Annotated in this window: 21 protein-coding genes and 1 pseudogene; 14 read left to right on the top strand and 8 right to left on the bottom strand. The window is 66.3% G+C overall.

Annotated features, from left to right (window positions below; genetic code table 11):
• Positions 1-3: 3 nt before the first annotated feature.
• Positions 4-558 (top strand): CGNR zinc finger domain-containing protein, encoded by a 555-nt coding sequence (locus tag A5651_RS23240; RefSeq protein ID WP_066986742.1) that lies wholly within the window; start codon positions 4-6, stop codon positions 556-558.
• Here the strand turns inward: A5651_RS23240 and A5651_RS23235 are convergent, their stop codons facing one another.
• From A5651_RS23235 to A5651_RS23220, 4 genes are read right to left on the bottom strand one after another with little or no spacing between them, the layout of a single operon-like run.
• Complete coding sequence (locus tag A5651_RS23235; protein WP_066986740.1) at positions 559-2610, bottom strand: FAD-dependent oxidoreductase; 2052 nt, start codon at positions 2608-2610, stop codon at positions 559-561. It lies immediately after the preceding gene.
• Positions 2607-5792, bottom strand: a complete 3186-nt coding sequence (locus tag A5651_RS23230) for an adenylate/guanylate cyclase domain-containing protein (RefSeq protein ID WP_066986737.1) — start codon at positions 5790-5792, stop codon at positions 2607-2609. The genes A5651_RS23235 and A5651_RS23230 overlap by 4 nt, the downstream gene beginning before the upstream one ends.
• On the bottom strand, positions 5789-6298 hold the full coding sequence (locus A5651_RS23225) for a hypothetical protein (RefSeq protein WP_066986734.1): 510 nt from the start codon (positions 6296-6298) through the stop codon (positions 5789-5791). The genes A5651_RS23230 and A5651_RS23225 overlap by 4 nt, the downstream gene beginning before the upstream one ends.
• The gene (locus tag A5651_RS23220) at positions 6295-7764 is read right to left on the bottom strand and encodes a hypothetical protein (protein ID WP_156663133.1); all 1470 of its coding nucleotides are present in this window, start codon (positions 7762-7764) and stop codon (positions 6295-6297) included. Before A5651_RS23220 ends, A5651_RS23225 begins: the two co-directional genes overlap by 4 nt.
• 82 nt (positions 7765-7846) lie before the next feature.
• Between A5651_RS23220 and A5651_RS23215 the strand changes: the two genes are divergently transcribed.
• The 3 genes from A5651_RS23215 to eccB all read left to right on the top strand — a co-directional run bounded on the left by A5651_RS23215 (position 7847) and on the right by eccB (position 11014).
• Positions 7847-8530 carry a hypothetical protein gene (locus tag A5651_RS23215; RefSeq protein ID WP_082943937.1) on the top strand — a complete coding sequence of 228 codons (684 nt, stop codon included), beginning with the start codon at positions 7847-7849 and terminating at the stop codon, positions 8528-8530.
• Positions 8530-9582, top strand: coding sequence for a polyprenyl synthetase family protein (locus A5651_RS23210; RefSeq protein ID WP_066986728.1), 1053 nt, complete (start codon positions 8530-8532; stop codon positions 9580-9582). Before A5651_RS23215 ends, A5651_RS23210 begins: the two co-directional genes overlap by 1 nt.
• Before the next feature lie 64 nt (positions 9583-9646).
• Positions 9647-11014, top strand: coding sequence for a type VII secretion protein EccB (gene eccB / locus A5651_RS23205; RefSeq protein ID WP_066986725.1), 1368 nt, complete (start codon positions 9647-9649; stop codon positions 11012-11014).
• Here the strand turns inward: eccB and mycP are convergent.
• A complete protein-coding gene (gene mycP / locus A5651_RS23200; RefSeq protein ID WP_066986722.1) occupies positions 10979-12364 on the bottom strand; it encodes a type VII secretion-associated serine protease mycosin in 1386 nt (461 codons plus the stop codon). The genes eccB and mycP overlap by 36 nt on opposite strands.
• Positions 12361-13704 (bottom strand): type VII secretion integral membrane protein EccD, encoded by a 1344-nt coding sequence (eccD, locus tag A5651_RS23195; protein WP_156663132.1) that lies wholly within the window; start codon positions 13702-13704, stop codon positions 12361-12363. Before eccD ends, mycP begins: the two co-directional genes overlap by 4 nt.
• A gap of 106 nt (positions 13705-13810) precedes the next feature.
• Here eccD and eccCa point away from each other — a divergent pair, with 106 nt between their 5' ends.
• From eccCa to A5651_RS23175, 4 genes are all read left to right on the top strand, one after another.
• Complete coding sequence (gene eccCa / locus A5651_RS23190) at positions 13811-17533, top strand: type VII secretion protein EccCa (RefSeq protein ID WP_066986717.1); 3723 nt, start codon at positions 13811-13813, stop codon at positions 17531-17533.
• A complete protein-coding gene (locus tag A5651_RS23185; protein WP_082943935.1) occupies positions 17530-18684 on the top strand; it encodes a type VII secretion-associated protein in 1155 nt (384 codons plus the stop codon). The genes eccCa and A5651_RS23185 overlap by 4 nt, the downstream gene beginning before the upstream one ends.
• 66 nt (positions 18685-18750) lie before the next feature.
• On the top strand, positions 18751-19083 hold the full coding sequence (locus tag A5651_RS23180) for a WXG100 family type VII secretion target (RefSeq protein ID WP_066986714.1): 333 nt from the start codon (positions 18751-18753) through the stop codon (positions 19081-19083).
• A gap of 2 nt (positions 19084-19085) precedes the next feature.
• The gene (locus A5651_RS23175) at positions 19086-19382 is read left to right on the top strand and encodes a WXG100 family type VII secretion target (protein ID WP_066986710.1); all 297 of its coding nucleotides are present in this window, start codon (positions 19086-19088) and stop codon (positions 19380-19382) included.
• Positions 19383-19534: 152 nt separating this feature from the next.
• Here A5651_RS23175 and A5651_RS23170 read toward each other — a convergent pair whose 3' ends face one another.
• The gene (locus tag A5651_RS23170; protein ID WP_066986707.1) at positions 19535-19729 is read right to left on the bottom strand and encodes an excalibur calcium-binding domain-containing protein; all 195 of its coding nucleotides are present in this window, start codon (positions 19727-19729) and stop codon (positions 19535-19537) included.
• A 338-nt stretch (positions 19730-20067) separates the two neighbouring features.
• On the opposite strand from A5651_RS23170, the gene rplM reads away from it, so the two are divergent.
• Positions 20068-20511, top strand: a complete 444-nt coding sequence (rplM, locus tag A5651_RS23165) for a 50S ribosomal protein L13 (RefSeq protein ID WP_066986705.1) — start codon at positions 20068-20070, stop codon at positions 20509-20511.
• A complete protein-coding gene (gene rpsI, locus A5651_RS23160; protein ID WP_066986701.1) occupies positions 20508-20996 on the top strand; it encodes a 30S ribosomal protein S9 in 489 nt (162 codons plus the stop codon). The genes rplM and rpsI overlap by 4 nt, the downstream gene beginning before the upstream one ends.
• Before the next feature lie 133 nt (positions 20997-21129).
• On the opposite strand, the gene A5651_RS23155 is transcribed toward rpsI, so the two are convergent.
• Positions 21130-21888, bottom strand: coding sequence for an AIM24 family protein (locus tag A5651_RS23155; protein WP_066986698.1), 759 nt, complete (start codon positions 21886-21888; stop codon positions 21130-21132).
• A 346-nt stretch (positions 21889-22234) separates the two neighbouring features.
• Here A5651_RS23155 and A5651_RS23150 point away from each other — a divergent pair, with 346 nt between their 5' ends.
• The 4 genes and pseudogenes from A5651_RS23150 to A5651_RS23135 all read left to right on the top strand — a co-directional run.
• Positions 22235-22663, top strand: a complete 429-nt coding sequence (locus tag A5651_RS23150) for a hypothetical protein (RefSeq protein WP_066986695.1) — start codon at positions 22235-22237, stop codon at positions 22661-22663.
• Between the two features lie 149 nt (positions 22664-22812).
• Entirely contained in the window at positions 22813-24150 is a 1338-nt protein-coding gene (gene glmM, locus A5651_RS23145; RefSeq protein WP_066986692.1) for a phosphoglucosamine mutase, read from the top strand.
• 42 nt (positions 24151-24192) lie between these two features.
• Positions 24193-24498, top strand: coding sequence for a type VII secretion target (locus A5651_RS23140; RefSeq protein ID WP_066986689.1), 306 nt, complete (start codon positions 24193-24195; stop codon positions 24496-24498).
• A gap of 1 nt (position 24499) precedes the next feature.
• A pseudogene (locus tag A5651_RS23135) lies at positions 24500-25102 on the top strand (hypothetical protein); the annotation flags it as partial.

The following is a 25102-nucleotide window of genomic DNA, read 5'->3' as shown; positions in this document are numbered from 1 at the left end:
CAAATGCTTTTTACTTATGACACCGAGCTCACCTTGCGGGCGGCGTGTGTGTTGATCAACTCGGATCGGGTCGACGGCGAGCAGCTGGGCGACCTCCCAGCGCTCGACGGTTACCTGGACAGCTTCGGCTGGACCGGCCGGCGCGACCACGACAGCGCCGAGCTATCAGCCGTTCACCGGCTGCGTGAGCGCCTGGCCGACATCTGGGCGGCCGCCGCAGACGAGGAGGCCGCTGTCGCGCAGGTGAATGCTCTGCTGAGCGACACCAAGGCGCAGCCGTGGCTGACCAGACACCCCGAAATGCCCGAATGGCACCTTCATCTGGCGTCGGTCGACGACCCGCTGTGGCAACGCATGGGCGCCGAGATGGCGATGGCGCTGGCCGACCTGATCCGTGGCGGCGAGCTGCGACGGCTCAAGACCTGCGCCGCGCCCGACTGTGCGGCGGTGCTTATTGATCTGTCCCGCAACCGATCCGGGAAGTTCTGCGACACCGGCAACTGCGGCAACCGACAGCATGTTGCGGCCTACCGCGAACGGCGCGCACAGGAAGACTGATCACGGCAGGTAGTAGCCGCGGATGCGGTGGAACCTGCTGCGGCCCAGCAGCGCGTTCGCTGCTTGCAGTCCGGACATCACCGCCGCCTCGATGCAGCCGGCATTCATGCCGCAGTCGGTCCAGTCACCGGCGAGAACCACGTTGTCGTAACCGCTTTCGTCGCAGCGCAGGCGGTAGCAGTCAGATCCGGGCACCGACTGCACATACCGGTCGGAGGGATCGATGTTCACGCTCACGTGCTGAGTGGCCAGCGCGGCGGCACTGCGTGCACCGTTCACCCCACTGACCAGGTGCCAGGCGAATCCGTCCTCGGTCACCGCGTGCGGCAGATACAAGCCGATGTGGTCGTCGAGGAACCGAAGCACGTCCGCACGTACCCGGTTGTGGCAGTCGCTGATGTAGTGGGCGGCATCCATCGTTGTCGGCCATGTGGTTTCCAGGCTGCCACAGAAGTATCCGACTGCGGCAGGTCGATCATTGTCAGGCCAGTCTTCGGCCCACAGCGTCTGAGGCATCGACGCCCAGGTGTCGAACGGCGGGACGTAGGCACTCGTCGTGACGCCGGGGTGGTGCCAGCCGAGCGCGTGATCGTCTGGCCGCCACCAGATCTGGAACGACTGCGTAGCCACGGTGCGGACGTGGGCTGTCATCTCCCGCCAGTCCGGCCGGTCCTCGATCAGCTCCTTGGCGACGAACGGGATCATGCCCAAAGACACCGCCAACACGACGTGATCGAAGTCGACACCGCGGCGCAGCACCCGCGTTTCGACGTCGTGGCGGGGGCCGAAATAAGTTTCGAGCGAATCGGTTACACCGGATTCGATCTGCTCGTCCAGCGGGCGGTCAGGAAACACCGGCAGACCACGCACGCGGGTCAACGGTTCGTAGGACTCGATACTGTCGGCGAGCCGGACCTGCCTGCCCATGGTGATCGCTTCGACGGCCCGTCGATCGGCGTCCAGATGGAGCTCGTCGACGCGGTGGAAGAACTCGAAGGCGACTCCGCGGTGTCGCAGCGCCTGATACAGGGGAGCGATGACGACATCGCCCATCCCCGCGGTCATCTTCCAGAAGAACGCGCCCTTGTAGCCGAACAGGATCACTCCGGTCAGAAAGATTGCCACCCCGGCGCCGAAGGCCGGGCGACCCGGGTCCCCGTCGGTATATCCGAACACCATGTCGTACATCGCGCGCACCAACGGGAACTGCGCGACATCGGGATGGGCGCGGTGGCGGCTGATCCAGTCGCAGAAGTCTTCGTCGTTGAGCGCGCGGAAGCCCCGCGGATCGGACACCAGTCCGTCGGCGATCAGCCCCCGCGCAGTTGCGGTGACCATCGACAACAACAACCACGAGCGTCGCTGATCGGGGGCCTGTTCGCCGTCGAGCACGTCGTTGACGACGTCGAGGACCTGGTCGACGAGCGCGACGACGTCGTCGGCCGGCGCCTGGGTGGCCAGTGCTGCGGCGGCCGCGAGCGTCGCGGTCTGTACCGCTTCTATCGAGGCGCGCGGTGGGTCGGGCGAGGTTGTGAGGACCAGACCGAGTTCGGTTGCGGAGTCCACCGATTCGGCGAAGTCCAGCAGCAGCTGCATGGCGCGGCGGAGGAAGTCGACGACTGTCAGCTCCCGGCCGGAGGCGTCCGGATCACCGGGCAGCCCGTCTGTGCGCGAGAGCCGCCCCGGCCACACCAGCCAGTCGCTGCCCCACCGATCCGCCAATCCCAGATTGTCGGCCGGGACCAGCGCCTGATCCCAGGTGCGGATCGGCGACTCGGGATCGGTTGTCGTCCGGTCGAGTTGGGCATAACAATCGCGCAGCAGCGCGAACGCGTTCTCGTAGGACCCCAGCCAGACATGCAGACCGTGCTCTTCGATACGGCCATGCTCACCACGGCTGGACGCCCCCTTGCCGCCGAGCCGGAAACCGCGTTGGTAGACGGTGATCGACTCGAAGCGGTCTTGCCAGCCGGGTTCGCTGAGCCGCCACGCAGCGGCGAGGCCCGCCACGCCGCCACCCAAAATGGCGATGCGGGATTTGGAACGGCTCACCCGAGCAGCGCTCGTGCGTGCGCCAGCTCCGGCCAGCCTGCGGAGTCCGACAAGCGGTCGGTCACCTCGGCCAATTGTTGTCGCGCCGATTCGCCGGCGAGCTCGAAATAGTCGGTGGCTGACCGTAATTCGAACAACCGGGCACCCTGACGGCGGGCTAGGGCGATCGCGGTGAGCAGATCCGCCTTCTGCTCGGCGGGGTCAGCGGAGGTCTGGGCACGCAACCGGATCAGTTCGGCGTCATAGAAATGGATGTCGGTTTCATCGGCCATCCGCAGCGAGAGCCTTACGTGCGCATGTGCGGCATCCAGATCGCCCGACCCGATGAGGGCCCGCACCAGCGCTGCGTCGTAGAACGCCAGCCATGTCCGCAACTCGAGAGCACGCCACAACCGGGTCACCGACGTCAGCGCCTGGATCTGGGCCGCCAAGGCGTCGCGGTCACCGGCGGCCAGAGCCCGCTTGCTGTCGATGACGGCCTGGTTGCTGGTCGCGATCATCACCCATTCGCCGAATCCGTCCTGCTCGCTGCGTGTTCGGAGCTCGTCGACGATGTCGGCCGCGCGGTCCAACTGGTTGGCTTCGATGTGTATCCAGGATTCAAGCGCACGGCCGTAGCACAGACTCGAGGGGCCGCGCGGGAATTCCAGTGTCTGGCAACGCTTTTCGAGAATCGTCAGCGCGGCCGCGGCGCCGCCGGGATCGCCTTGCAGGAACCGGGTCAGCGCCAGGAACGAATACATGCCTGCAATCGGGTCGTTGGGTGAATACCAGGTTTGTACCTCCGGTGTGCCGGTGGTCTCGAGCGCGGTGGCGGCCGCCTCGAACGTGCGACGGGCGACATCCAATTCGCCACGGAATGCGGCCAGTACGCCAAGCGCTGCTTCGCTGACGGCGCTGGTCGCATCAGCGGCCCCGAGGGGACGTCGCTTCATGGATTCGACGAGCTTCTGCCCGCGACGCAGGTCGCCACGCGAGGAGTAGTGGAACCAGAGGGCGTTGAACGTCGCGTACAGCGCGGGGCCCGGCTCGCCGTCGATCAGCTCGAGACACCGTTCGAATTCGGCGAGCGCCTCGGGACTGGTGTGCCCCTGCGCCGCCGAGGCAAGGAAGCCGCGCTCGAGCCGCACGGCGACTTCGCGCTTGTCGCGGGATCGACCGGCGGGGATGCGCTCGACGTGTTCGATCGCCCGGTTGAGGTGGCTGCGCGCTTCGGCGAGGGCACCGCGCCGGCGGGCGTCCGCGGAGGCCCGTTGGTAGGCCCAGACGGCGTCGTCGAACCGCCCGGCCTCGTGGTAATGCGTGGCGATCAGCGGCCAGTCGGGGTTGCCGGGCGCCTGCGGTGACGCCAGCGCGTCGGCGATTCGGCTGTGCAGCCGCCGTCGCAGGCTGGGTGGGGGCAGCTCCGCGGCGAGCTCACGCAGGAGTTCGTGGCGAAAGCGAAAACTCTTCTCGTCCAGCGCGACGAAGACGCGGCCCTTGACGAGTTCGGCGATCACCTGCTCGACGCTGTCCTCGTCGATCTCCGAGGCGGTCACCAGCAGATTGCGGTCGAAGCGACCACCGCAGATGGCCGCCGCCTCGACGATGCGCACGGCGTTCTCGCTGGATCGGAGACGGGCGAAGAGTGCCTCGTAGATGGTGTCGGGCACGCCGCCGCCTTCGGCCGCATCCGACGGCTGCTCCTTGAGTTTCGTGACGACCTCTTCGATGTAGAGCGGGATGCCGTCGCATCGCGCCCGCACCGCGGTGCGGGCGTCGGAGTGCAGTTCGGGACCCAGCGCCGCGATCAGCCGGTCGGCCTGGTCGTCACTGAGCGGTCTGAGGTCGAAGACCCGGGCGCCAGGAGGGACCGGGTCCAATTCCCGGGCCGTGACGACGACCAGGAGCTTGCCCGGGCGCGTGTCGAGCAGCGAGGCGATGAGTTCGACGGTGTCCTCGTCGAACCAGTGCATGTCGTCAACGAGCAGCAGGCCCGGGCTCTCGCCGAAACAGGCCGCCAGATACGCCCGCACGGCAGCGTTGATCTGGCCGAAGAGCTTGGGCCCCTCCGCTTTTGCGGGTTGATACCCGACCCGCTGAGAGATTCCGAGCACCGGTGCGAGCAAGGGCACCGTCTCGGTGGGATCCATGCCGCGCACCGTCACTTCGTTCTCCAGGCGCCGGAGCCGATCGACGGGCTCGGTGTCCCGGTCGATGCCGCAGTGCCGCTCGATCATCCTTCGGACCGGGCGCAACCCGATGTCGGTGTGGAAGGGCGAGCCGAACAAGCCGAGGATGATCGCGTGCGAGCGTTCGGCCATCTCGATCGCCGCGCCGGCCAACCGGCTCTTGCCGATACCGGCCTCGCCCCGGAACACCACGCCGGGAGTCGTCAGCGCGCCGCGTTCTGCCTGCGCCCAGACGTCCTCGAGATAGCGGATCTCCTCCTCGCGCCCGATGAGCGGTCCACGCGAGATCTCTCCGCTGTCGCGTTCGGCGATGACGCGATAGTGGTCGATCTCGCCTTCGACGCCCTTGACGGGCCGGGCGGGCAGACTGTTGAGCTCGAAATAGTCACCCACGATGTGGGCGATCGTGGCTGAGACGGCGACGCTGCCAGGCGCGGCGAGACTGCACATGCGGGCGGCGAGGTTGGCCCCGAGGCCGTATACGTCGTCCTGCTCGGTGTCGAGGTAGACCACGCCGCGGTGCACGCCCACCCGGACGTCGATGTCGAAGCCGAAGCGCTGCCGCACCTTGCCGCTGAGCACAGACACTTCGCGGGTGATGTCGAGCCCGGCCAGCACGGCGCGTTGTCCGTCGTTCTCGTGGGCGCGCGGGTGGCCGAAGACCGCCAGCAGACCGTCGCCCTTCGTCGAGCCGATGTGTCCCTCGTAGCGGTCGACGATCGTGCGCACGAGCTGCTTGTAGTTGCCGACGACGGTGCGGTACACCTCGGGCTCGATGCGGGTGGATAGCGCGGTGGAGTCAACGAGATCAGCGAAAAGTATTGTCAGCCTGCGAATTTCGCCGCTCTCCTGAGGTGCTGCAAGCAACTCCTCGGCGTCGGCATTGGTGTCATCGACGGCCAGCACCTGCTCGGCGAGTGCATCGGCGGTGGCGCGGTCCCCACTGTTGATCGCCTGTACCGCGCGATCGAGAAGCTCATCGACTGCCGGCGGATGTTGCGAGTCGTTCACAGCCCCGCTGTCACGAGGATTTCTTCGGGCGGATCGGCGGCCGCGGCCTTCTTCAGTTTCACCTTTCCGCGGTAATTGGCGCCGATGTAGTTGAGGTCGAGCAGTGTGATGGTGATGTCCGTCGCCCCCGCGGGCAGGACCGCGGGCGTCACTGTCAACTTTGCGGCTTCGATGACCACGGTCGGCCAGCCCACCCGTTGGAAATCCGAGCCGATTGCGACTTCGCGGTTGAACGCCGCCGCCGGGATCTTGATTGTCTGGGAATCCTGAGTCCCGCCCGGAGTGCACCACGGGCCGGCGATGAGCGTCTTGAGAAGCTCGGCGTGCCCCTTGACTTCGAGGTCGACGAAGTCGTGCGCCACGGTGATGCGCGCATCGATCCCGAAATCGTCGTCGTCGGCGCGTTTGGCGGCGTCGACGCCCATCTGGAAGGCCTTGTCGATGTGCTCTTTCAGCTGTTTGGAGAACTTCTCGAAGGTCTCGTTCGGCGCAGGGGGCTGAGTCACGGCGTGCCTCCACCCGAGCCCCCGGACGAGGTATCGGTGGTGATGTCAGCCAGCCACTTCCACGGTTCGCTGGCTAGGCGTCCGCCGACCTCCTGGCCATATTTCGCCAGGTCGCCAAAGCTGAGCTGGCCGGCCAACCACTTCTTGGTGATCTCGAGATTGGTCGAAGTCAGGTAGTTGGCGACATCGGCCAACGCCTTCGCCGTCTTGGTGGCGACTTGTGGTTTACCGGTCGACGGGGCGTTGCCGCCGGCCTGAGTGGGGGTCTTTCCCGTGGCGCCCGAGGCGCCCGTCGGCGGCTGCGGCAGAGTATTCGGTTGCTGCATCCAGGGGGGCTCCTTCCACCCGACGTAGCCCGGCGGGGGTTTGCGCGCGGGCCCGAAGAAGAGCTGCACCGCCGCCCACCCGTAGCCCATCTTGCAGAGTAAGAACGCCTGCGCGTATGGGCTGATATCGGTGACGTGGGCGACCTTGCGGGTCTGCATCCGAACACCGGGCTTGCTGGTCTCACCGTCGGAACGGGTGCAGCTCACGTTCACAAACCCGCGGTCGACAAGGACCTTCTTGGTGCAGCCGTCGCCCTCTTGGTTCTCGGCAAGGTCGTAATCGAGGCGGGCGTCTCCTCTGAGTAGGTCAGACTTGAGGAATCTCAGGCGCTGGACCAGCTTGTATCCGCCGATGACTTTGCAGAGTCCGGCTGTCTCGACGATGTTGTACCAACCGTCGGGCGGCGTCCTGGCGGTGTAGTTCTTCATTCCACAGAAGAAGCCGGGATAGGCCTTCGGCCAGTTACGGGGATCGACGACGGCAATCACGTTGTCGAACGTCAGTGTGTCCGACTCGATGTCAGCGTCGATGACGACGCATGTCAGTCCGTTGACGGTGACCACCGACGTGCGACATTGAGGCACCTTCGACACCAGGTCGAGGACGTAGCCGTCGTCGGCCGCTTTCTTTATGAAGCCGGCCCACGATTGCCACCCGGTGAAGCTTTCGGTCAGATCGCCGTTGAGGAAGGTCAACGCGCGGGATACGCGCTCCTCGTCGTTCAAGCCTTCCGGGGGCACGGCGAGCGCGAGGGCTTCCGACATGACCGGGGTGTTGGCTTCAACGTCGGCGATGGCGGGAATGTGTTTGAGCGCGCCGATGACATAGACCAGGTTGGCCAGATCGGGAATCGTCAACTCGCTGACGGCATGGGTCTTGTCGTACTCCACGAGATCCCGTAGCGCCACGTTGACGTTGAAACCTACGTCGGTCGAACGTTGCTGTCCTGGCAGAAACAGGTCGTAGAGTTGTTCGGACCAACCGCGATTTTCGATCGCGCCGGGCAGATATTGCTCGATGATGGTCGCCGTAACCGCGTCGCCGGACTCGATGGCTTGGGAGACCGCCAGGTCGAGTGAGCCGAAGAGACTCAACATCGACAGCGGCGCAGACATTTGCGACTCGACCCTTGAGGTCATTTCCCCTCCTGCCGCGGAATTGCGCATAGCATACCGTCATAAATCGACGTCAGCAGGTCTTTAGTCGGTGTAGGAGGAACCCGTGCCAGAACGCGAAACTGGTGATAACGGCAACTTCGCCGACATGTTCTTCGCCTCGCTGCTGGATCCCGAAGCGAACGTTCGCCGGTTGACGGCGATCCAGGCCGAAGGTTTCCGTGCGGCAAGCGAACTGGTTGATCGCTTCATCCGTATAGCCACACCGTCCAGCAACGGTACGGATCACTCCAAGAAACATTCCGTCAATGCGCCCGACGGCAAGGAAAGCCCTGGGCCCGCGGTGATCGAACCGCTGCTGCAGTCCTGGCTATCGCTGACTGATCAGTTCCTGCGCGGCTCGACGCGCTTAGTCGACGAGCAACGCGACGGCCCGGCAACCATCGATCTCGAAAAGGTGCAAGCGCAAGGAACTCTCGAGCTGGAGTCGGTGTCTCCCGGTTGCGCCAGGGGCGAGGTCTGGTTGCACAACAGGGGACTGGGCAATCTCGGCGATATCCGGCTGCGGTGCAGCGAGCTGCTTGCCCACGACGGCCACGTGATCAGCGCGGCGGCCATCACGTTCGACCCGCAGGCCGTACCGATGCCCGGCAGGTCGAGTCGCGGGGTATCGGTGAAAGTGCTTGTCGACCAAGAAGTTCCGCCCGCCCGGTACTGCGGAACGCTGCTGGCGGAAGGGTTTCCCGATTTGGCGATTCCGGTGATCGTCACGGTCCGGGAAGCCCTCTGATGACCGACACTGCAGATCGGGCCGATCCGATCGCGGGTGTGGAGGATCGACTGCGGCAGGTGGCCAAGATCGTCCGACGGGCGATGCTCGACGCCATCCCCGACGGCGAACCTGCTCGCTGGCTGTATGCGCCGATGCGGGAGTATCCCTCGCGTCCGGGTAAGGCGCTGCGGCCGGCGCTCTGCCTGGCGACCGGTCGTGCTTTCGGCGGCGAGACCGAGGACCTGCTGGGCGTCGCCGTGGCGATCGAGATGATGCACAACGCCTTTCTCGTGCACGACGACGTCGCCGACGGCAGCGAAATGCGCAGGGGTAGACCGACGTTGTCAGCAACTCATGGAACTGCGGCGGCGCTCAATGCCGGCGACGGCCTGGCGGTGATCGCCGGGCAGGTGCTGCGGCGGGCCACCCGGCGGTTCGATCAGGACATCGCCGACCGCGTGTGGGCCGAGTTCGACATGATGGCGCTGCGCACGTTGGAAGGTCAAGCGACAGAAGCAGGCTGGCAACTCGACGAGGTCGAGGGCCTCGGACCGTCCAACTATCTCGAGCTGATCATGCACAAGACGTGTTGGTACACGACGATTCACCCGCTGCGGGTCGGCGCGATCGTCGGTTCGAACGGCGCGTGCGATCCGGCGCCGTTGGTGCGCTTCGGGTTTCACTTCGGTGCGGCGTTCCAGATCCGTGATGACCTGCTCAACCTGGTCGGCAATGAGCGGACTTACGGCAAGGAGATCCTCGGCGATCTCTACGAAGGCAAGCGGACGCTGCCGCTCATGCACCTGCTGAACAACGCCGAGGGCGCCGATGCGGTGCTGGTGCGCGACTATTTGGGCCGGACGCGCGGCGAGCGGTCGCCCGACCTCGTCGCCCGGGTCCGCGCCCTGATGGACGATTACGGCAGCATCACCTTCGCCGGCGAGTACGCCGAGGGCATTCTGCTGGTGGCGGAGGAATACTTCGCGGAGGCTTTCGCCGACGCCGAACCCGGCCCCGACCTGGACTTTCTCCGGTCGCTGGTGCCGTATGTCTGGGCCAGGTGGCGGTAGACGTCACGAAAAATTCGTGACGGGACCACCTCTCCTACGCCAGTAGGTTTGGCACAGGGGGAGTATGACTCGTCAACCGACCACGCGGCTGCACGTCAGCGGCTACCGATTCCTGCTGCGGCGGATGGAACACGCGCTGCTGCGTGGTGACCTCCGGATGCTGCACGACCCGATGCGGTCACAGTCCTTGGCGTTCACCGCGGGCTGCGTACTGGCCGTCGTCGTAGTCGCGGCGGTCGCGATCCTGGCTTTTCTGCGGCCGAGCCCCGGCCTGGGCGACGCCGCCATCGTCATGACCCGCGACTCAGGAGCGCTGTACGTCCGCGTCGGTGACACGTGGCACCCCGTGATGAACCTGTCGTCCGCTCGCTTGGTGGCCGGAAGTGCCCTAACACCGCGAACGGTCAGCGGCGCCGACGTGGACTCGGCCAACCGCGGGCCACTGCTCGGCATCCCCGGCGCGCCAGCCGTCATCGGCCGACCGCTGTCCGAACACGAGTCCAGCTGGACCGTGTGCGACGACACCACCATGACCGTGATCGCCGGCGCGGTAGACCTGGACCGACGAGACCGCCAGCCGAGCGTCCTCGTCACCGCCCGATCGGAGAGCGCCGCCGCGACCTATCTGCTGTACAACGGGTGGCGCGCCGAGGTCGATCTGCGCAATCCGGGCGTCGTATGGGCCCTGCGGCTCGACGGTGTTGAGCCCCTGCCCGTCTCGCTCGCGCTGCTCGAAGCCATCCCCGAGGCTCCGCCGATCGCTTCGCCGAAGATTGCGGGTGCAGGCGGACCCGGCGTGATCGCGGGGTTTCGGGTCGGGGACGTGATCCGCGTGACACGGGTCGACGGGAACGACTACTTCGTTGTGCTGGCCAACGGCATTCAACGCATCGGCGAAGTGGCGGCGAACCTCATCCGTATCGGTGACGACAGAAACGGCATCACGGCCGTCACGCCTGATGTCATCGCAGATGCGCCCCCAGTCAGTCCGCTTGCGGTGTCAAGCTTTCCGTCGCACGCGGGCCAGACGACCGGCGCCGAGCCAGGAGTGCTGTGCGGACAGTGGCTGCCCGATGGGCCGACAACCGTCCTATGGCAGGGCGACTCGCTCCCGGTGGACGGACATCCGGTCGAGCTGGCACAACATGACGGTGAGGGCCCCAACGTCGACGGCATCGTGATGCCGTCGGGTCGAAGCGCATACGTGCGGACGACCGCGATCACGGGTGCACAGGGCGGCGGCCCGTTGTACGTGATCACCGAGAACGGTGTGCTCTACGGCCTTCGCGACGAAGCCACCGCACGCGTCCTCGGTATCGAGGGTGATCCGGTCGCGGCGCCATGGCCGGTGTTGTCGCGGCTGCCCCGCGGGCCCGAATTGAGCAGGGACAGTGCGCTATTCGCGCGTGACAGTATCCCGTTGCCGCCGTAGTCGACCCATGGAGGCAGTCATTGCCACCGCGGCGGCCACCACGGCCACGCACACGCCCGCGCCGCCGAATGCCACCTTTCGTCCACTCTCGTCGGGCGTGACCACAAGGTCGGGGGGTGACGGGTCGTCGTGCTGCGGTGCCTCATCTGTGACGACGACCATGTTCGTCGCGTCGCTGACACCGCTCACCGCGGCAACGGCGTCGACGACACCGTGACCGACAAACGGGTCCCAGCCCGCGGGCGGTCGATGCGCCGTGTCCTTGATGCGCTGCATCACCTGCCGCGCAGTCATATGCGGCGACCTCGCCCGCACAAGCGCGGCGATCGCGCTCACCACCGGTGCGGCGTAGCTGGTTCCCACGATCGGCATCTCCTCGCCCAGCACCGGCAACGAGTCGATCAACCCTTCCCCGTCCGCGTCGAGCGATACCACGCCCTCGCCCGGTGCGGCGACGTCCACCCAGGGACCGGCAAGGGTGAACCGTGACGGCGCGCCATGGGGATCAACCGATCCGACCGTGAGCACGTAGTCGTCGTACCATGCCGGAGTCACAACGACTTTCACCGAATCCCAGTCCGGCCTGCCGGGTCGTGCGGGGTCAGCGGGCGGGTTCTGATCCGGACACTGACCGAGACCGCCAACGTTTCCCGCCGCCGCGACCACGACGACGTTTTTGACATCTACCGCATACGCCAGCGCGGCACCCAACGCCCGATCGTCCAACGCCGCGGCGGCCGGAACACAGGCGATGGACGACACGTTGATCACCGACGCACCCATATCGGCGGCGGTCCGTATCGCCATCGCGAGCGTGTCGACGTCGCCGAAGCCCGGTGCGCTCTGACCGGCCGGCGCATATTTCACGCTCGACTGACGAATGCCTATGATCGTCGCGTCGGGTGCGACACCGCTGAATTGCGTTCCGGCGCCGAGTTGTTCGGCCGCACCGACGATGCCGGCGACCACCGTTCCGTGACCGTCGCAGTCGTCGGTGCCGTCGCCGGTGGAAACGTAGTCACCGCCCGGCACCAGATGCGGCAGCAAGCGATGCCGCGCCACGCCGGTGTCGACGACCGCCACGGTCTGGCCGGCGCCCCGGCTGAGCCGCCAGGCCGCCGCCAGGTCCAGTCCGTCGAGTTGACGCGCGGACGAACTGTCGCGGATCGGAGCGGAGACCAGACACTGCTGCCGGAGCTCAGTTGGCTGCGGGGGCGAGGGCGTTCGTGGTTTGGGCAGCAGTGAGTCATCGACCGCCGGTGGTGTAACCGCCGCGGCTGCCGGCGGCGACCACACCGGGATCGACGCCAGCGTCAGGGCCGCGGCCGCCCGCGCCAGCCGCGACGTCATGTCAGGCTCAATCCACGGACGAAGCCGAACACCCCGATGACCCAACACGCCAGCGGAACAACCGCCGCCAGCGCGAGGTAGTCGACCACCTCCAAACCGCGGCGGGCGAACGGACTCAGCCGTGAGCCGACCTCGGTGAGAGTTGCCCACAAGCCCCCGAGGCCGGCGACGATCACGACGACGCTGAGCCAGACGGATTGCTGCGGCGCCAGAAGGCCAGCCAGTGTGAGACTTGCTGTGGCGCTGATCATCCCGGCGCTGAAGATCACCGCGGTCCGGATCGCTCCGCGTTGTTGAGCGGCGCGAAACAGCAGCGCGACGGAGACCGCGGCGGTGAGTGCGACGCCGCTCCAACGGCCGTGGCCGGAGGCGACCAGGACCGTGCCGAGTGCCGTCGATATCGAGAAGCCGGCCATCAGTCCTGTCGCCGTATGATGGCCCCGGACGGCACGTGCGGCACCCACGGCGGGTGCGACCATCTCGGTGCCGGGTGCGCCGCCTGTATCAGGCATTCGCGGCGCCAGCCCGGTCAGGATGACCGACAGCCTGGCGGCGGCACCGAGCATGGCCAAGGATCCGGCAGCGAGTGCGGCTCCGAGGGACGCCGTTGGCGCCGGCCATACCGTCACCGCTGCCGCGGCAATCGCGACGATCGCCGACAGCGCCGCGATCGCGACGAACAACGTCGTCCCGCGCGATGTCAGGTGAAGCAGCATAGTCGACAACGCGGTGCACACCGTCGCTCCCAGAAAGAAATTCGGCGGGGCGGGACCACCCGGCACCATTAGGTAGCCGGCAACGGCACCCAGGGCGACGGCGCCTGTCCCGAGGCTCAACGTCGGCAGTGAATCGGCGCCGATGCGGTCGTAGACGGCGGCGGCGACCGCGGTCGAAAGAGCCGCGACCGCCGCGACGACAGCACGGATGCCTGGCGCCGTCGGACCGGGAAAGGCCAGTACCGCCGCGCCTGTCCCCAGCGACCAGACGCCTGCAAGCGGACCGAGTCGTCGACCGACGTCGTCCTCGCGCGACGCCTCGGCCACATAGTGGCTCATGTCGTTCAGATGCGGAACGGCGATCGGCTCGGCGCTGAGCACCAAGATGTCGCCATCGCCAATACCGTTGTCTGCCAACGACAGCGATTCATCGAGCGGGGAGCCGTCGACGCGCGACAGCATCCATCGCTCGGTGAGATCGATATCGGCGACACCGGCGAGAGCGACGACCCGCGGAAGTATCTCCGCGATCTCCATCCACGCCGGGACGGCAAGGTCGACTCCCGCTGCCGTGCTCCGATCGTGCCTGCACACTGTGACCCGACACAGGTTTACCACCGTCATGTCCACCCCCGTCGATCACCGTAACCGGGGTCCGACATGGTTCAGCGCGCCAATTCTCGTGCTATGGATAGGGAACGAGATCACCTGCTGCGGCGTCTATCTCCCGATGGAGTTCTCGATTCAGCCGCGCTTGACCGGCCCACCGGTGGCCGACGAGGAGGTCGTTGTCAGGCCTCCGCCCGACATTCGCAGCGAGGCGCCGGTCAATCCCCTCACCAGGGTGCTACCCATGGCGATGGCGGCGGCGAGCATCGGCATGATGACCCTCTATTTCACCTCCGGCGCCTCGGCGACCCGTAGCCCGATGTTTTTGTTCTTCCCGGTGATGATGGTCCTCTCCATGCTCGGAACGGTGGCCACGGGCTCACGTGGCGGTAGCCGCGTCGCCGAAATCAACCTCAGCCGCCGCGATTACCTCAATTACCTCGCTTCGGTTGACGCCAAGATGCTGAACACAGCTGATGAACAACGCGTCTCGTTGGTGTGGCAGCACCCCGACCCCTGCGCGCTGTGGATGATCATCGGCGGCAGACGCATGTGGGAGCGCAGGCCGGATGACGCCGATTTCGGTCACGTCCGCATCGGCCTCGGTCCTCGGCGTGTGTCCACCCGGCTCATCGCTCCCGACCTCGAACCGCTGCAGCAGCGCGATCCCGTCACATCAACAGAATTACAACGGCTGGTTCTCCACCGCTCCACGGTGCCCGATCTGCCTGTGTCTATCCCGCTGACTGACTTCACCGCGATCTCGCTCAGCGGAGACACGGTCGCCGCCCGCCGCCTTCTTCGCGCGATGATCTGCCAGCTGGCGGTGATGCACAGCCCCAACGACCTACGCATCGCCGCCGTCGTCGACCCCATTACCGCGGAAAACTGGGATTGGCTGAAATGGCTGCCGCACCACCAGCATCCATCCGAAGCCGATGGCGCCGGCTCTGCGCGGCTAACCTACCGTGATCTGCCGACGGCGCAAACCGATCTCGTCGGCTGCCGCACGGCGCGCACGGTGCTGCTGGTCGACGGCGGACTCGCCGACCCCTTCGTTTCTGAGCAAGCGAGTCTGACAGTTGTTGCGCTCGACGCGGCGTGCGACGGGGGCGCCGAGCTGACGTTGGTCGTCAGCGATGATGCGGTAATCGGCGACGAAGTTCGTGCGCGTCCGGACGCGATGACCGTCGGGCAGGCGATTTCGTGTGCCCGCCGCCTGTCACCTTTTCGGCCCGCCGGCACATCCGCCGCAGGAGACAGGATCGCCTCGACGTCTGGCTGGCCGGAGCTGATGGGGTTCGATGACGTCGGATCGATCGACGTCACGACCCGCTGGCGGTCGGTCCGTCGACCTGAGCAGGTGTTGCGCGTGCCGATCGGCATCGCCGAACATGGCGATGCGGCGGAACTCGACATCAAGGAGGCCGCCGCGAACGGCATGGGGCCACACGGTCTGTGCGTTGGCGCGACGGGATCGGGTAAATCGGAGTTTCTCCGAACGCTGACCTTGGGCATGATCGCCGCACATCCGCCCCACATGCTGAACCTTGTTCTGGTCGACTTCAAAGGCGGCGCCACCTTCCTGGGCTTGGAGCGCGCACCGCACGTGGCAGCGGTCATCACCAACCTCGCAGATGAAGCGCATCTCGTCGCGCGGATGAAGGAAGCGCTGTCGGGAGAGGTCACTCGTCGGCAGGAACTGCTCAGGGCAGCAGGCAGATTCGCCAACATCGGAGAATACAACCGTGCTTGCAGCCAGGGTGCTGGGTTGGCTGCGTTGCCGACTTTGTTCATCATCGTCGACGAGTTCTCGGAGTTGCTCAGCCAACAGCCCGACTTCATCGATCTGTTCATCGCGATCGGTAGGCTGGGGCGGTCGCTGGGCATGCATCTTCTGCTGGCAAGCCAGCGGGTGGACGAGGGCCGACTGCGGGGGCTCGACTCACACTTGTCCTACCGGGTCTGTCTGAAAACTTTCTCCGCCAGCGAATCACGTTCAGTGCTCGGGGTATCCGATGCCTTTCAGCTACCCAGCACGCCAGGGGCGGCCTTCCTGAAAACCGGTGCCGGTGAACCGGTGCGGTTCCAGACGGCGTTTGTGTCCGGCCCCTGCAGACCAAAGCCAGCCCGCTCCGGGGGAGCGGTGACCATCGCCGCCCCGCAGCTCTTCACCGCCGCACGGACGGGCTGCGTCACGGTCGAGGACGAGAAGCGCAGCGCAGCATCCCGGACGGTACTGGACACGGTCGTCGATCAGATTCAGGGCCATGGAACACGCGCCCACCAGGTATGGCTGCCTCCGCTTGCCGAATCACCCGATCTCGCAGTCCTTCTTCACCATGCCGGGCCGCAGCTTCGTCTCACCGTTCCCGTCGGTCTCGTCGACTGCCCGTTCGAGCAGCGCCGTGAGCTGTTGGTAGCCCAACTTGCCGGGGCCGCAGGCAACGTCGCCGTCGTCGGCGGCCCCCAATCGGGCAAGTCGACAGCGCTGCGCACGCTGATACTGGCGTTGGCCGAGACTCACGATCCGCGCGACGTTCAGGTCTACTGCCTCGACTTCGGCGGCGGCACATTGTCCTCACTGAGATCGGTGCCCCATGTCGGGTCGGTCGCCACCCGACGCGAGATCGACCTGGTGCGGCGAACGGTTGCACAGCTGGAATCGATTCTACGAAGCCGTGAAGCCCAACGCGCGTCGGGAGTTGCGGGCGACGTGTATGGCGAGGTGTTTCTCGTCATCGACGGTTGGGCCACGGTTCGGCACGAGTTCGACAGCTTGGAGGCACCGATCACCGCGCTGGCATCCCAAGGACTTTCATACGGCATCCACGTCGTGATATCGGCGTCACGGTGGGCCGAAATCCGGCCGGCGTTCAAGGACCAGACCGGTACCCGTATCGAACTGCGGCTGGGCGATCCTGCGGAGTCGGAGATGGACCGCAAGCGCGCGCGGCAGCTGGTGAATTCTCCGCCCGGCCGGGGAATCACGCGAGACGGACGCGAATTCGTCGTCGCGACGGCGGCCGCCGACGGTACCGTCGCCAGCAGGCTGAGCGCGCGGTATGCGCAACGCGTCGCACCGCCGATTCTGGTTCTGCCGGAGCGGGTCGACTACACCGCGGTGATCGCGGATAAGGGCCTCGCGACCGAGATCGTGCTGGGCCTCGGCGAAATCGAACTGCAGCCGTTGACATTGGATTTCGCGGCCGAGGGTCATCTCATCGTTCTCGGCCAAGGCGAATGCGGCAAGACGGCGACGCTGCGGACGCTGTGCCGCGAGATCGTTCGGGTGAACACCCCGGAGGCGGCTCAACTGTTCCTCGTCGATGTTCGACGGACGCTGCTGGGCGTCGTCGAATCGGACCACGTTTCGGGCTACGCCGCATCGGCGCAGGCACTCGCGCCACAATTACGGGCCTTGATGGAGTTACTGCAGGCGCGGCTGCCCGGGGAGAACGTCACCCAGCAGCAGTTGCGCGAACGCTCATGGTGGTCGGGCCCCGAGATCTACGTCGTCATCGACGACTACGACCTGATCGCCCCGCCGAGCGGTGTCAACGCGCTTGCGCCACTGGCTGACTTCCTACCGCACGCAAAGGATCTCGGACTGCATGTCGTAGTGGCGCGGCGTTCGGGTGGGGCGGCGCGAGCGATGTTCGACCCGGTGCTGGCTCGAATGCGAGACGTGGGATGCATGGGCCTGATGATGAGCGCCAGCCCGGAGGAAGGTGTGCTGCTCGGCTCCGTTCGTCCATCACCGCTTCCGCCGGGTCGCGCGACGCTCGTCAGTCGGTCCTATCCGGAACAACTCGTTCAGATCACCTGGTGTGAGCCGGTATGACTGCATGTGTGGTCGAGGTAGGTCCCGCGACGGTGCGCGGGCCTGGTTCTGCGGCAATGGATTTGGTGTCTGCCGCTTTGGATTGCCTGGATGACGATATCGCTCTGCTCGACGAACAACCCGTAGCCGTCACCGCGATCTGGCGCGAAGTCTTTCGCGCCGTGGTGCCGGAGCAGGTTGACGCCGTGGTACTCGTCTGCCCCACATGGTGGCCGCCGATGTGGGTCGAACGGGTAGAGGTAGCGGCATCCGGCAGATCGGCGGACGTCTCGGTCCTGCTCCGTGCGGACGTATTGGCCCGTGACGTACCGGGAGTGCCGACGATTACGGAGATCGCAGCAGACCTGGTCGCGATCTCGCGGGCAGGCAGCGTGGTCGGTGTCTGTCCGCGAGAAGGTCCAACGGCAGACCTCGTCAGTGCGGCCGTCGACAGCATCGGCTCTGCGGCCACGGTATTGATCGACGCCCCCATCGGCGTTGCGGGGGCTGACAGACTGGCAGACGCAGTCGGTACCCGTCTTCTGACGAACGGCGTTGCGGTAACGACTGTTTCGCCGGACCGGCTGCTGGCGGAGCGATGTGCTGGGCGTGCCGTGCCGTCGTCACGCGGGCGCCGTCAGCCGCGTCGCGTGATGCTGGCGGCGGCCGCGGCGTCGGTCGCGCTGCTCTGCTGTGGGGTCGGTCTGGCTTCCGAAACGTCCCAGTCCGCCGAGGCGACCTTGCCGATGACGCTGCTCGTGGAGGGGAGGGTGGCGCTGATGGTCCCTGCGCTGTGGACGGTGCAGCGCATCACGTCCGGACCGGGTTCAGCCAGGGTCGCTGTGACAGGGCCCGATAAAGCGGCGGCCGTCTTGCTCACCCAGTCGCAGGTCCCCGGCGGAGAATCCCTGGCGGAGACGGCCGCAGCGCTGCGAGGCGCGCTCGACGAACAGCGGCCAGGCGTGTTCGGCGATTTCGTCGCTGACGGCCGCCGGGCGGACCGGTCCGTCGCCACGTATCGAGAGACCCGGCCGGACCGCCAGGTCGACTGGGCGGTGTTCGTCGACGGCATCGTGCGCATTGGTATCGGCTGCCAGAGCGCGCCCGGTGGTGAGCACGTCGTGAGCTATGCGTGCGACGAAGCCATCCGGTCTGCACACGCGGTTGTCTGACGTGCGGAACCAAACGCGGCCCGGCTCCGTCGAAACACATATCGATGGAAAACAGGAAGGGTTCAGATGTCGACACCTGTAGGTGGATCGCTCAACACCGACTTCGACCTCATGACGGCCGTCGCCGGCAAGATCGGTAGCCGCAACGATGAACTGCGCGCGATGTTGCAGTCGTTCATCGGACGGATGAGCAGCGTGCCGCCGTCCGTGTGGGGAGGCGTTGCGGCAACACGGTTCCGAGACGTCGTTGACCGCTGGAACGCCGAGTCGAACAGGCTCCACGTCGCCCTGGAGGGGATCGCCGAGACGATGCGGCTCAACGAACGAACGCTGCGTGAGGCCGCCGACAGCCATTCGCACCAGATCGGCGCCGTCGGCGCCACCATCGAGGGAGCGTGAGCATGGAACCGGTTCTGTCGTACAACTTCGACCAGATCGAGCACACTGTCCGGCAGGAGATCCACTCCACGTCGGCGCGTCTCAACGCCGCACTCGACGACCTGCGGGCACAGATCGCCCCGCTGCAGGAAATCTGGACCCGCGAGGCGGCCGAGGCGTATCGCATTGAGCAAGCCAAGTGGGATCAGGCCGCGGCCGCCCTGAACGAGATTCTGTTCAACCTCGGCAACGCGGTGCGCGACGGCGCCGACGACGTCGCGGCCACCGACCGCAGCGCGGCCAGCGCCTGGGGCGTCTAGCGGTCACAGACCACTGTGCGGTCCCGTCGGGAGGGGAGCCCACGGGACCGCACAGTTCTGTTCGCTATGTCCGCGTCTTTGTCGCCGAGATCTGCAGGAGGGTCGTTCTCCCGCGCCGGGCGCAGCCCCGGCGCAGAATTCGACGTAGCGGGTCAGCTCTCGCAGGCGATGCCGTCACCATCGCGATCGCCGCCCGCCCAGTAGGCGTCGTCACCCTTGGGAATGTCCCAGCGGCCGTCTTTATGGGCCTGCGTGCAGTTGGCGTATGGCGAGCTGGCGCTAGCGAGCGGAGCGAGGCCTACAGCAGCGGCACCGATGGCCGCCGCGACGAGAAGAGCGCGAATCATGTCCTGCCTTTGGCTCGAAATTGACGTGGTCGTAAACAGTTCGGGACAGTAGCGCACTCGTGTCGCCGAGTTCTGCGAGAGGGTCGTTTTCACGCCGCGGTGACAGCCCTAGGGCAAAACTCGGCGAGAGTGCGCAGGAGCTCCGGCGAACGCGTTTTGACCTGCGGCGACGGCCGCCGGTATGCTGCTCCGTTGGCATGCGGTAAGCCTTCGAGCACGCGGGTCTCGGGTCAACGTCGGTCGCCGGGATCACCCCAGCCGTTATGCCTGACCGGCACCCGGCTCACCCCGGGAACCACCATCCGGGGCGGAGACCCCGAAACGAGAGGGTAAGCGCTGTGCCTACGTACACGCCGAAGGCGGGTGACACCACGCGCACGTGGTACGTCATCGACGCCACCGACGTGGTGCTCGGCCGGCTCGCCGTCGCGGCAGCAAATCTGTTGCGCGGCAAGCACAAGCCGACATTCACGCCGAATGTCGACGGCGGCGATTTCGTCATCGTCATCAACGCAGACAAGGTCGCCATCGGAGGTGACAAGCTGCAGAAGAAGTTCAGCTACCGGCACTCGGGTTTCCCGGGTGGTCTCCACCGCCGTTCGCTCGGCGACGAGATGCAGCGCCATCCCGACCGCGTGGTCGAGAAGGCCATCGTCGGCATGCTCCCGCACACGAAGCTCGGCCGTCAGGTGCAGAAGAAGCTGAAGGTCTACGCCGGGCCGGAGCATCCGCACACCGCACAGAAGCCGGTGCCGTACGAGATCAAGCAGGTGAGCCAGTGACCGAGACAACCGACACGACCGAAACCGTGGACGCTCCGGAAGCCACGTCCACCGAGGCCGCCGCCGAGCCGCGTGAGCCGCGCGAACCGGTCATCATCGACCGCCCGATCCAGACCGTCGGCCGCCGCAAGGAGGCCGTGGTGCGGGTGCGTCTGGTTCCCGGCACCGGCCAGTTCAACCTGGACGGCCGCTCGCTCGAGGCCTACTTCCCGAACAAGGTGCATCAGCAGCTGATCAAGGCTCCGCTGGTGACTGTGGACCGGGTCGACAGCTTCGACATCTACGCCCACCTCGACGGTGGCGGGCCGTCCGGGCAGGCAGGCGCGCTTCGCCTGGCCATCGCCCGCGCGCTGATCCTGGTGCAGCCCGAGGACCGGCCTGCGCTGAAGAAGGCCGGCTTCCTGACCCGCGACCCGCGGGCCATCGAGCGCAAGAAGTACGGACTGAAGAAGGCCCGCAAGGCGCCTCAGTACTCCAAGCGCTGATCTGCTCTACCTCACCGCCCGGTATGCGACCTGCATGCCGGGCGGTGTGCTTTGGTGCTCCTCGCGTGCGCGGTGTTGCTTTTCGCTCCTCGCGTGCGCGGTGGTTTTTTGCTCCTTGCGTGCGCGGTGCCTTTCAGCGGCCCAGGAAGTTTCCGAGGATCCCCGCCGCGGCCGAGCCGGCGCTACCGGCCTGCTGGCCGCCACCGGTGCCGCTGACAAACGATCCGGGCACCTCTTCCGACGGTTGCACGACAACGAAGCCACGCCCGGAGAACGACATCGTGAACGCCTCGCCCGTCGTGCGTCCGATCAATGTGCCCAGCCCCAACTGATCGGCGCGGTGAAAGCCCGTCTGCAATGACGCCGACCAGCACACCGCGGCCTGCGGATCGGCGTAGGTCGGCTGGTCGACTTGCAACACGACCGGGGTGCCCTTGGTGGTGATCGCGATCCGACCGCGGCCGGAGAACACGCAGTTGAACAGGCCGGCGTTGGACAGCATCCCGGCGCCCTGCACCCGTCGGATGTCGTAGGACAGGCCCGGATCGAATGCAAGCACGTTCTTGCCGTTGATGGTCAGGCCGTCTTGCGGGCCCTCGAGATCAATGAGATGGATGTCGGAGGCCAGATCGGCCAGGAAGATGTCGCCAACGCCGCTGCACTTCATCAACGGCACACCGTCGCCGGTGACGTGCTGCTTGATGAACTGGCCGACGCCGCCGGCGCCCAACCCCTGGAATTGGACATTGCCCTGATAGGCCACCATCGCGCCCTGACGCACCAGGATCTCCCCACTGAGCGAGACCTTAAGCATCTTCCCGTTCTGCAACGTCATGCCCGGCTGCGGCATCCGGGCTTCGGCATTCTCCGGGGAAAACAAGTCGCTGCGCATAGGGATCCTTTCGCCGATGGGGACGTTATCGACCGGCCGTCGCCGGAAAAATAGGGCGTTTCCCTATCTCGCCGCGCGGCCGTGAACCTCTTCACAAGCCGTTCAACGGGTCAGTGGGTATATGCCCGTCAGCCGCCCCAGCACTGTGGGCAACAACGGTCACACGACACTGCTGCGGGTTTAGTTTGCACGTGAAACGGCAAGCCCGTCCGGTTGGCAGTGTTGTCGACCACCCGAAATTGGGGGGGCGGACCGATTGGGGGCCAACCGGCCCCCTTCGGGGCTGTGTGGTGTAGACCTCGCGCAGCTCTGGATCCCTGCCAGAACAGGAAGAAAGGGAGCGAGTATGAACACGATCAAAAAGACGGCCGCAGGCGCGGTTCTTGGTGGAGCGCTGCTGGCAGCGGGTGGCTTCGGCCTGGCCCAGGCAGCTCCTCAGCCGGAGTCCGTCGTCAACGACGAAAAGGTCAACGTCACCGTGACTGCCGACAACCAGGAAATCGGCGTTCTGCAGAACCTGACGCTGGACAAGGCACAGACGCTCGTCGCCTCTGCGTGCCCCAATGGCGTGGGGATCACCCCAGAGGCGCTGAATGCGCTCGACGCCAACGGCACGCCGGTGCCGCTGTGCACCAGCCCGGAGGGTCTGTCTTTCGCGTTCGTTCAGAACAGCCCGGGTAACTCGGAGAATACCCCTGCTCGGCAGAACGGCGCCATGCCGTCGAGCCCGAGCAGCCCGTCGAGCCCCAGCCCGGCGCCCGACGGCTCGAGGTAACGTTCGGCCCTAGCACTCACCGCCCGCATCCCACCTGGATGCGGGCGGTGAGGCGTTTTCGGGTCGCGAGGCGATACCGAATCGGCGACACCACGCGCTCTGACGTCGACGGTTGTGTCATTCGACCGCATTTATGAGAAATTTGTGCGATGGGTCGGCTGTTCGGCACCGACGGAGTACGTGGGGTCGCGAATCGCAATCTGACCGCTGAGCTGGCGCTTGGGCTGGGCTCAGCGGCGGCGCGTCGACTCGGAAACTCCTCCCACGCCCGCCGGCGGGTGGCCGTGGTCGGTCGCGATCCTCGTGCCAGCGGCGAAATGCTCGAGGCCGCGGTCATAGCCGGGCTGACCAGCGAGGGCGTCGACGCACTACGCGTTGGCGTGCTCCCCACCCCTGCCGTGGCCTATTTGACCAGCGCCTACGACGCCGACTTCGGGGTGATGATCTCGGCGTCGCACAATCCGATGCCCGACAACGGCATCAAGATCTTCGGCGCGGGCGGGCACAAACTCGACGACGCCACCGAAGACCGCATCGAAGAACTGCTCGCAGCCGGGTCGGGGGAGCGTCCCACCGGCGCCGCCATCGGACGGGTCGTCGACGCCGGCGACGCGCTGGACCGGTACCTCCGCCACGTCGGAAAGGCGCTGACCACCCGGCTGGACGAGCTGACCGTCGTGGTCGACTGCGCCAACGGAGCCGCATCAGCCGCCGCTCCGCGCGCATACCGCGCCGCAGGCGCCAACGTCATCGCGATCAACGCCGCACCCAATGGGCTGAACATCAACGACGGCTGCGGCTCCACCCACATCGAGGTCTTGCAGAAGGCCGTGCTGGCTCACGGCGCTGACCTCGGCCTGGCCCATGACGGCGACGCCGACCGCTGCCTGGCGGTGGACGCCGAGGGCAATATCGTCGACGGTGACGCGATCATGGTGATCCTGGCTCTGGCCATGCAAGAGGCCGGTGAGCTCGCGTCCAACACACTGGTTGCGACCGTGATGAGCAACCTGGGACTGCATCTGGCGATGCGTGCCGCGGGCATCGAGGTCCGCACGACCGGCGTCGGCGACCGCTATGTGCTCGAGGAACTGCGCGCCGGTGAGTACTCGCTCGGCGGCGAGCAATCCGGTCACATCGTGATGCCCGCACTGGGCACCACCGGGGACGGTATCGTCACCGGGTTGCGGCTGATGTCCCGGGTGGCCCAGACCCACACCCCGCTTGCCAGGCTGGCGTCGAGCATGCAGCAGCTGCCCCAGGTGCTGATCAACGTCGAGGTCGACGACAAGGCGACTGTGGCCGACGCGCCGTCGGTGCGTTCTGCGGTGGCAGAAGCCGAAGCCCAGCTGGGTGATACCGGCCGAATTCTGTTGCGGCCCTCGGGAACCGAGCAGATGGTGCGGGTGATGGTGGAAGCAGCCGACGAGGACACGGCTCGCCAGTGGGCCATCAGGGTCGCGGAGTCGGTCAGCGAGCAGGGCTGAACCCGGTGGAACCCGAAGGGTTTCGCCGACGTCGTAGCCTATGTGGGAGAACCTGATATCACCCGTGTCGATGTCGCGGCGGTGCGTTATGCTGCGGGACGCTACGATGCCGCGGCCGACATTCTCGACACTGCCATCCGGACCAATCTGACGGGGCTGCGCTTCGACGGCGCCGTCGCTGGGCGAGTGCACACCGCTCAGGGCGACGCATTGCGTATCGCCGTCGATGGTGTCGTTCAACGTCTGCACCAATGGGCGCGCGCCGCAACGGAAATCGCTGCAGAACTGCGCTCAAGTGCAGATCGCTACCTCGAGGCCGACGCCCGCGGCGCCCATCGGCTCGGTTGACATGGCCGAGCCACTCGATGTCGCCGCTCGGCTGGCAGAGGGCAGACCCGCCGTCGACACGATCGGTGAATATGTGCGGGCATGCCGTCTGCTCGGCTACCAGAACCCGGACCTCACCCTGCATGCCGCACAGGTGAGCGACTGGTACGCAAGCGAAGACGGCATGGACTTACGGGCGCTCGACGACGATCGGGCGGCGCTGGACGCCGTCGCAACGGCTACCGACAGCGCTCGGCAACTCCAGAACGAGCAGCTCGACGTGTTGGCCGGGGCGTGGCAGGGACGCGGCGGCGACGCGTCCCGCGAGTTTCTTCATCATCACGGCGTGGCATCGGACAGCGCAGCGGAAGCGGTGCGAAAGGCGGTGGACGCGCTCGCCACGCTGCGCGACGAACTGTGGCGGGCGGTCGACGACAAAGTCGCCGCTGCAGTCGCGATCGACGGCCGCCGAGAGGCGCAACGCCCCGACTGGCTGGCCGCCTCCAACACCCTGACCACCGGAGCGGGAGACCGCGCAGTGGCCAGCGAGTTGATCGATCAGCAGGTCAAGGCATTCGTGGACAATGACATTCGGTCGGACTGGCTCACCGCCATGCAAAAGGCG

It is taken from the genome of Mycobacterium sp. 1274761.0 (genome assembly GCF_001668615.1).
Lineage (GTDB): Bacteria > Actinomycetota > Actinomycetes > Mycobacteriales > Mycobacteriaceae > Mycobacterium.
This window is presented reverse-complemented; position numbering and strand designations above follow the sequence as displayed.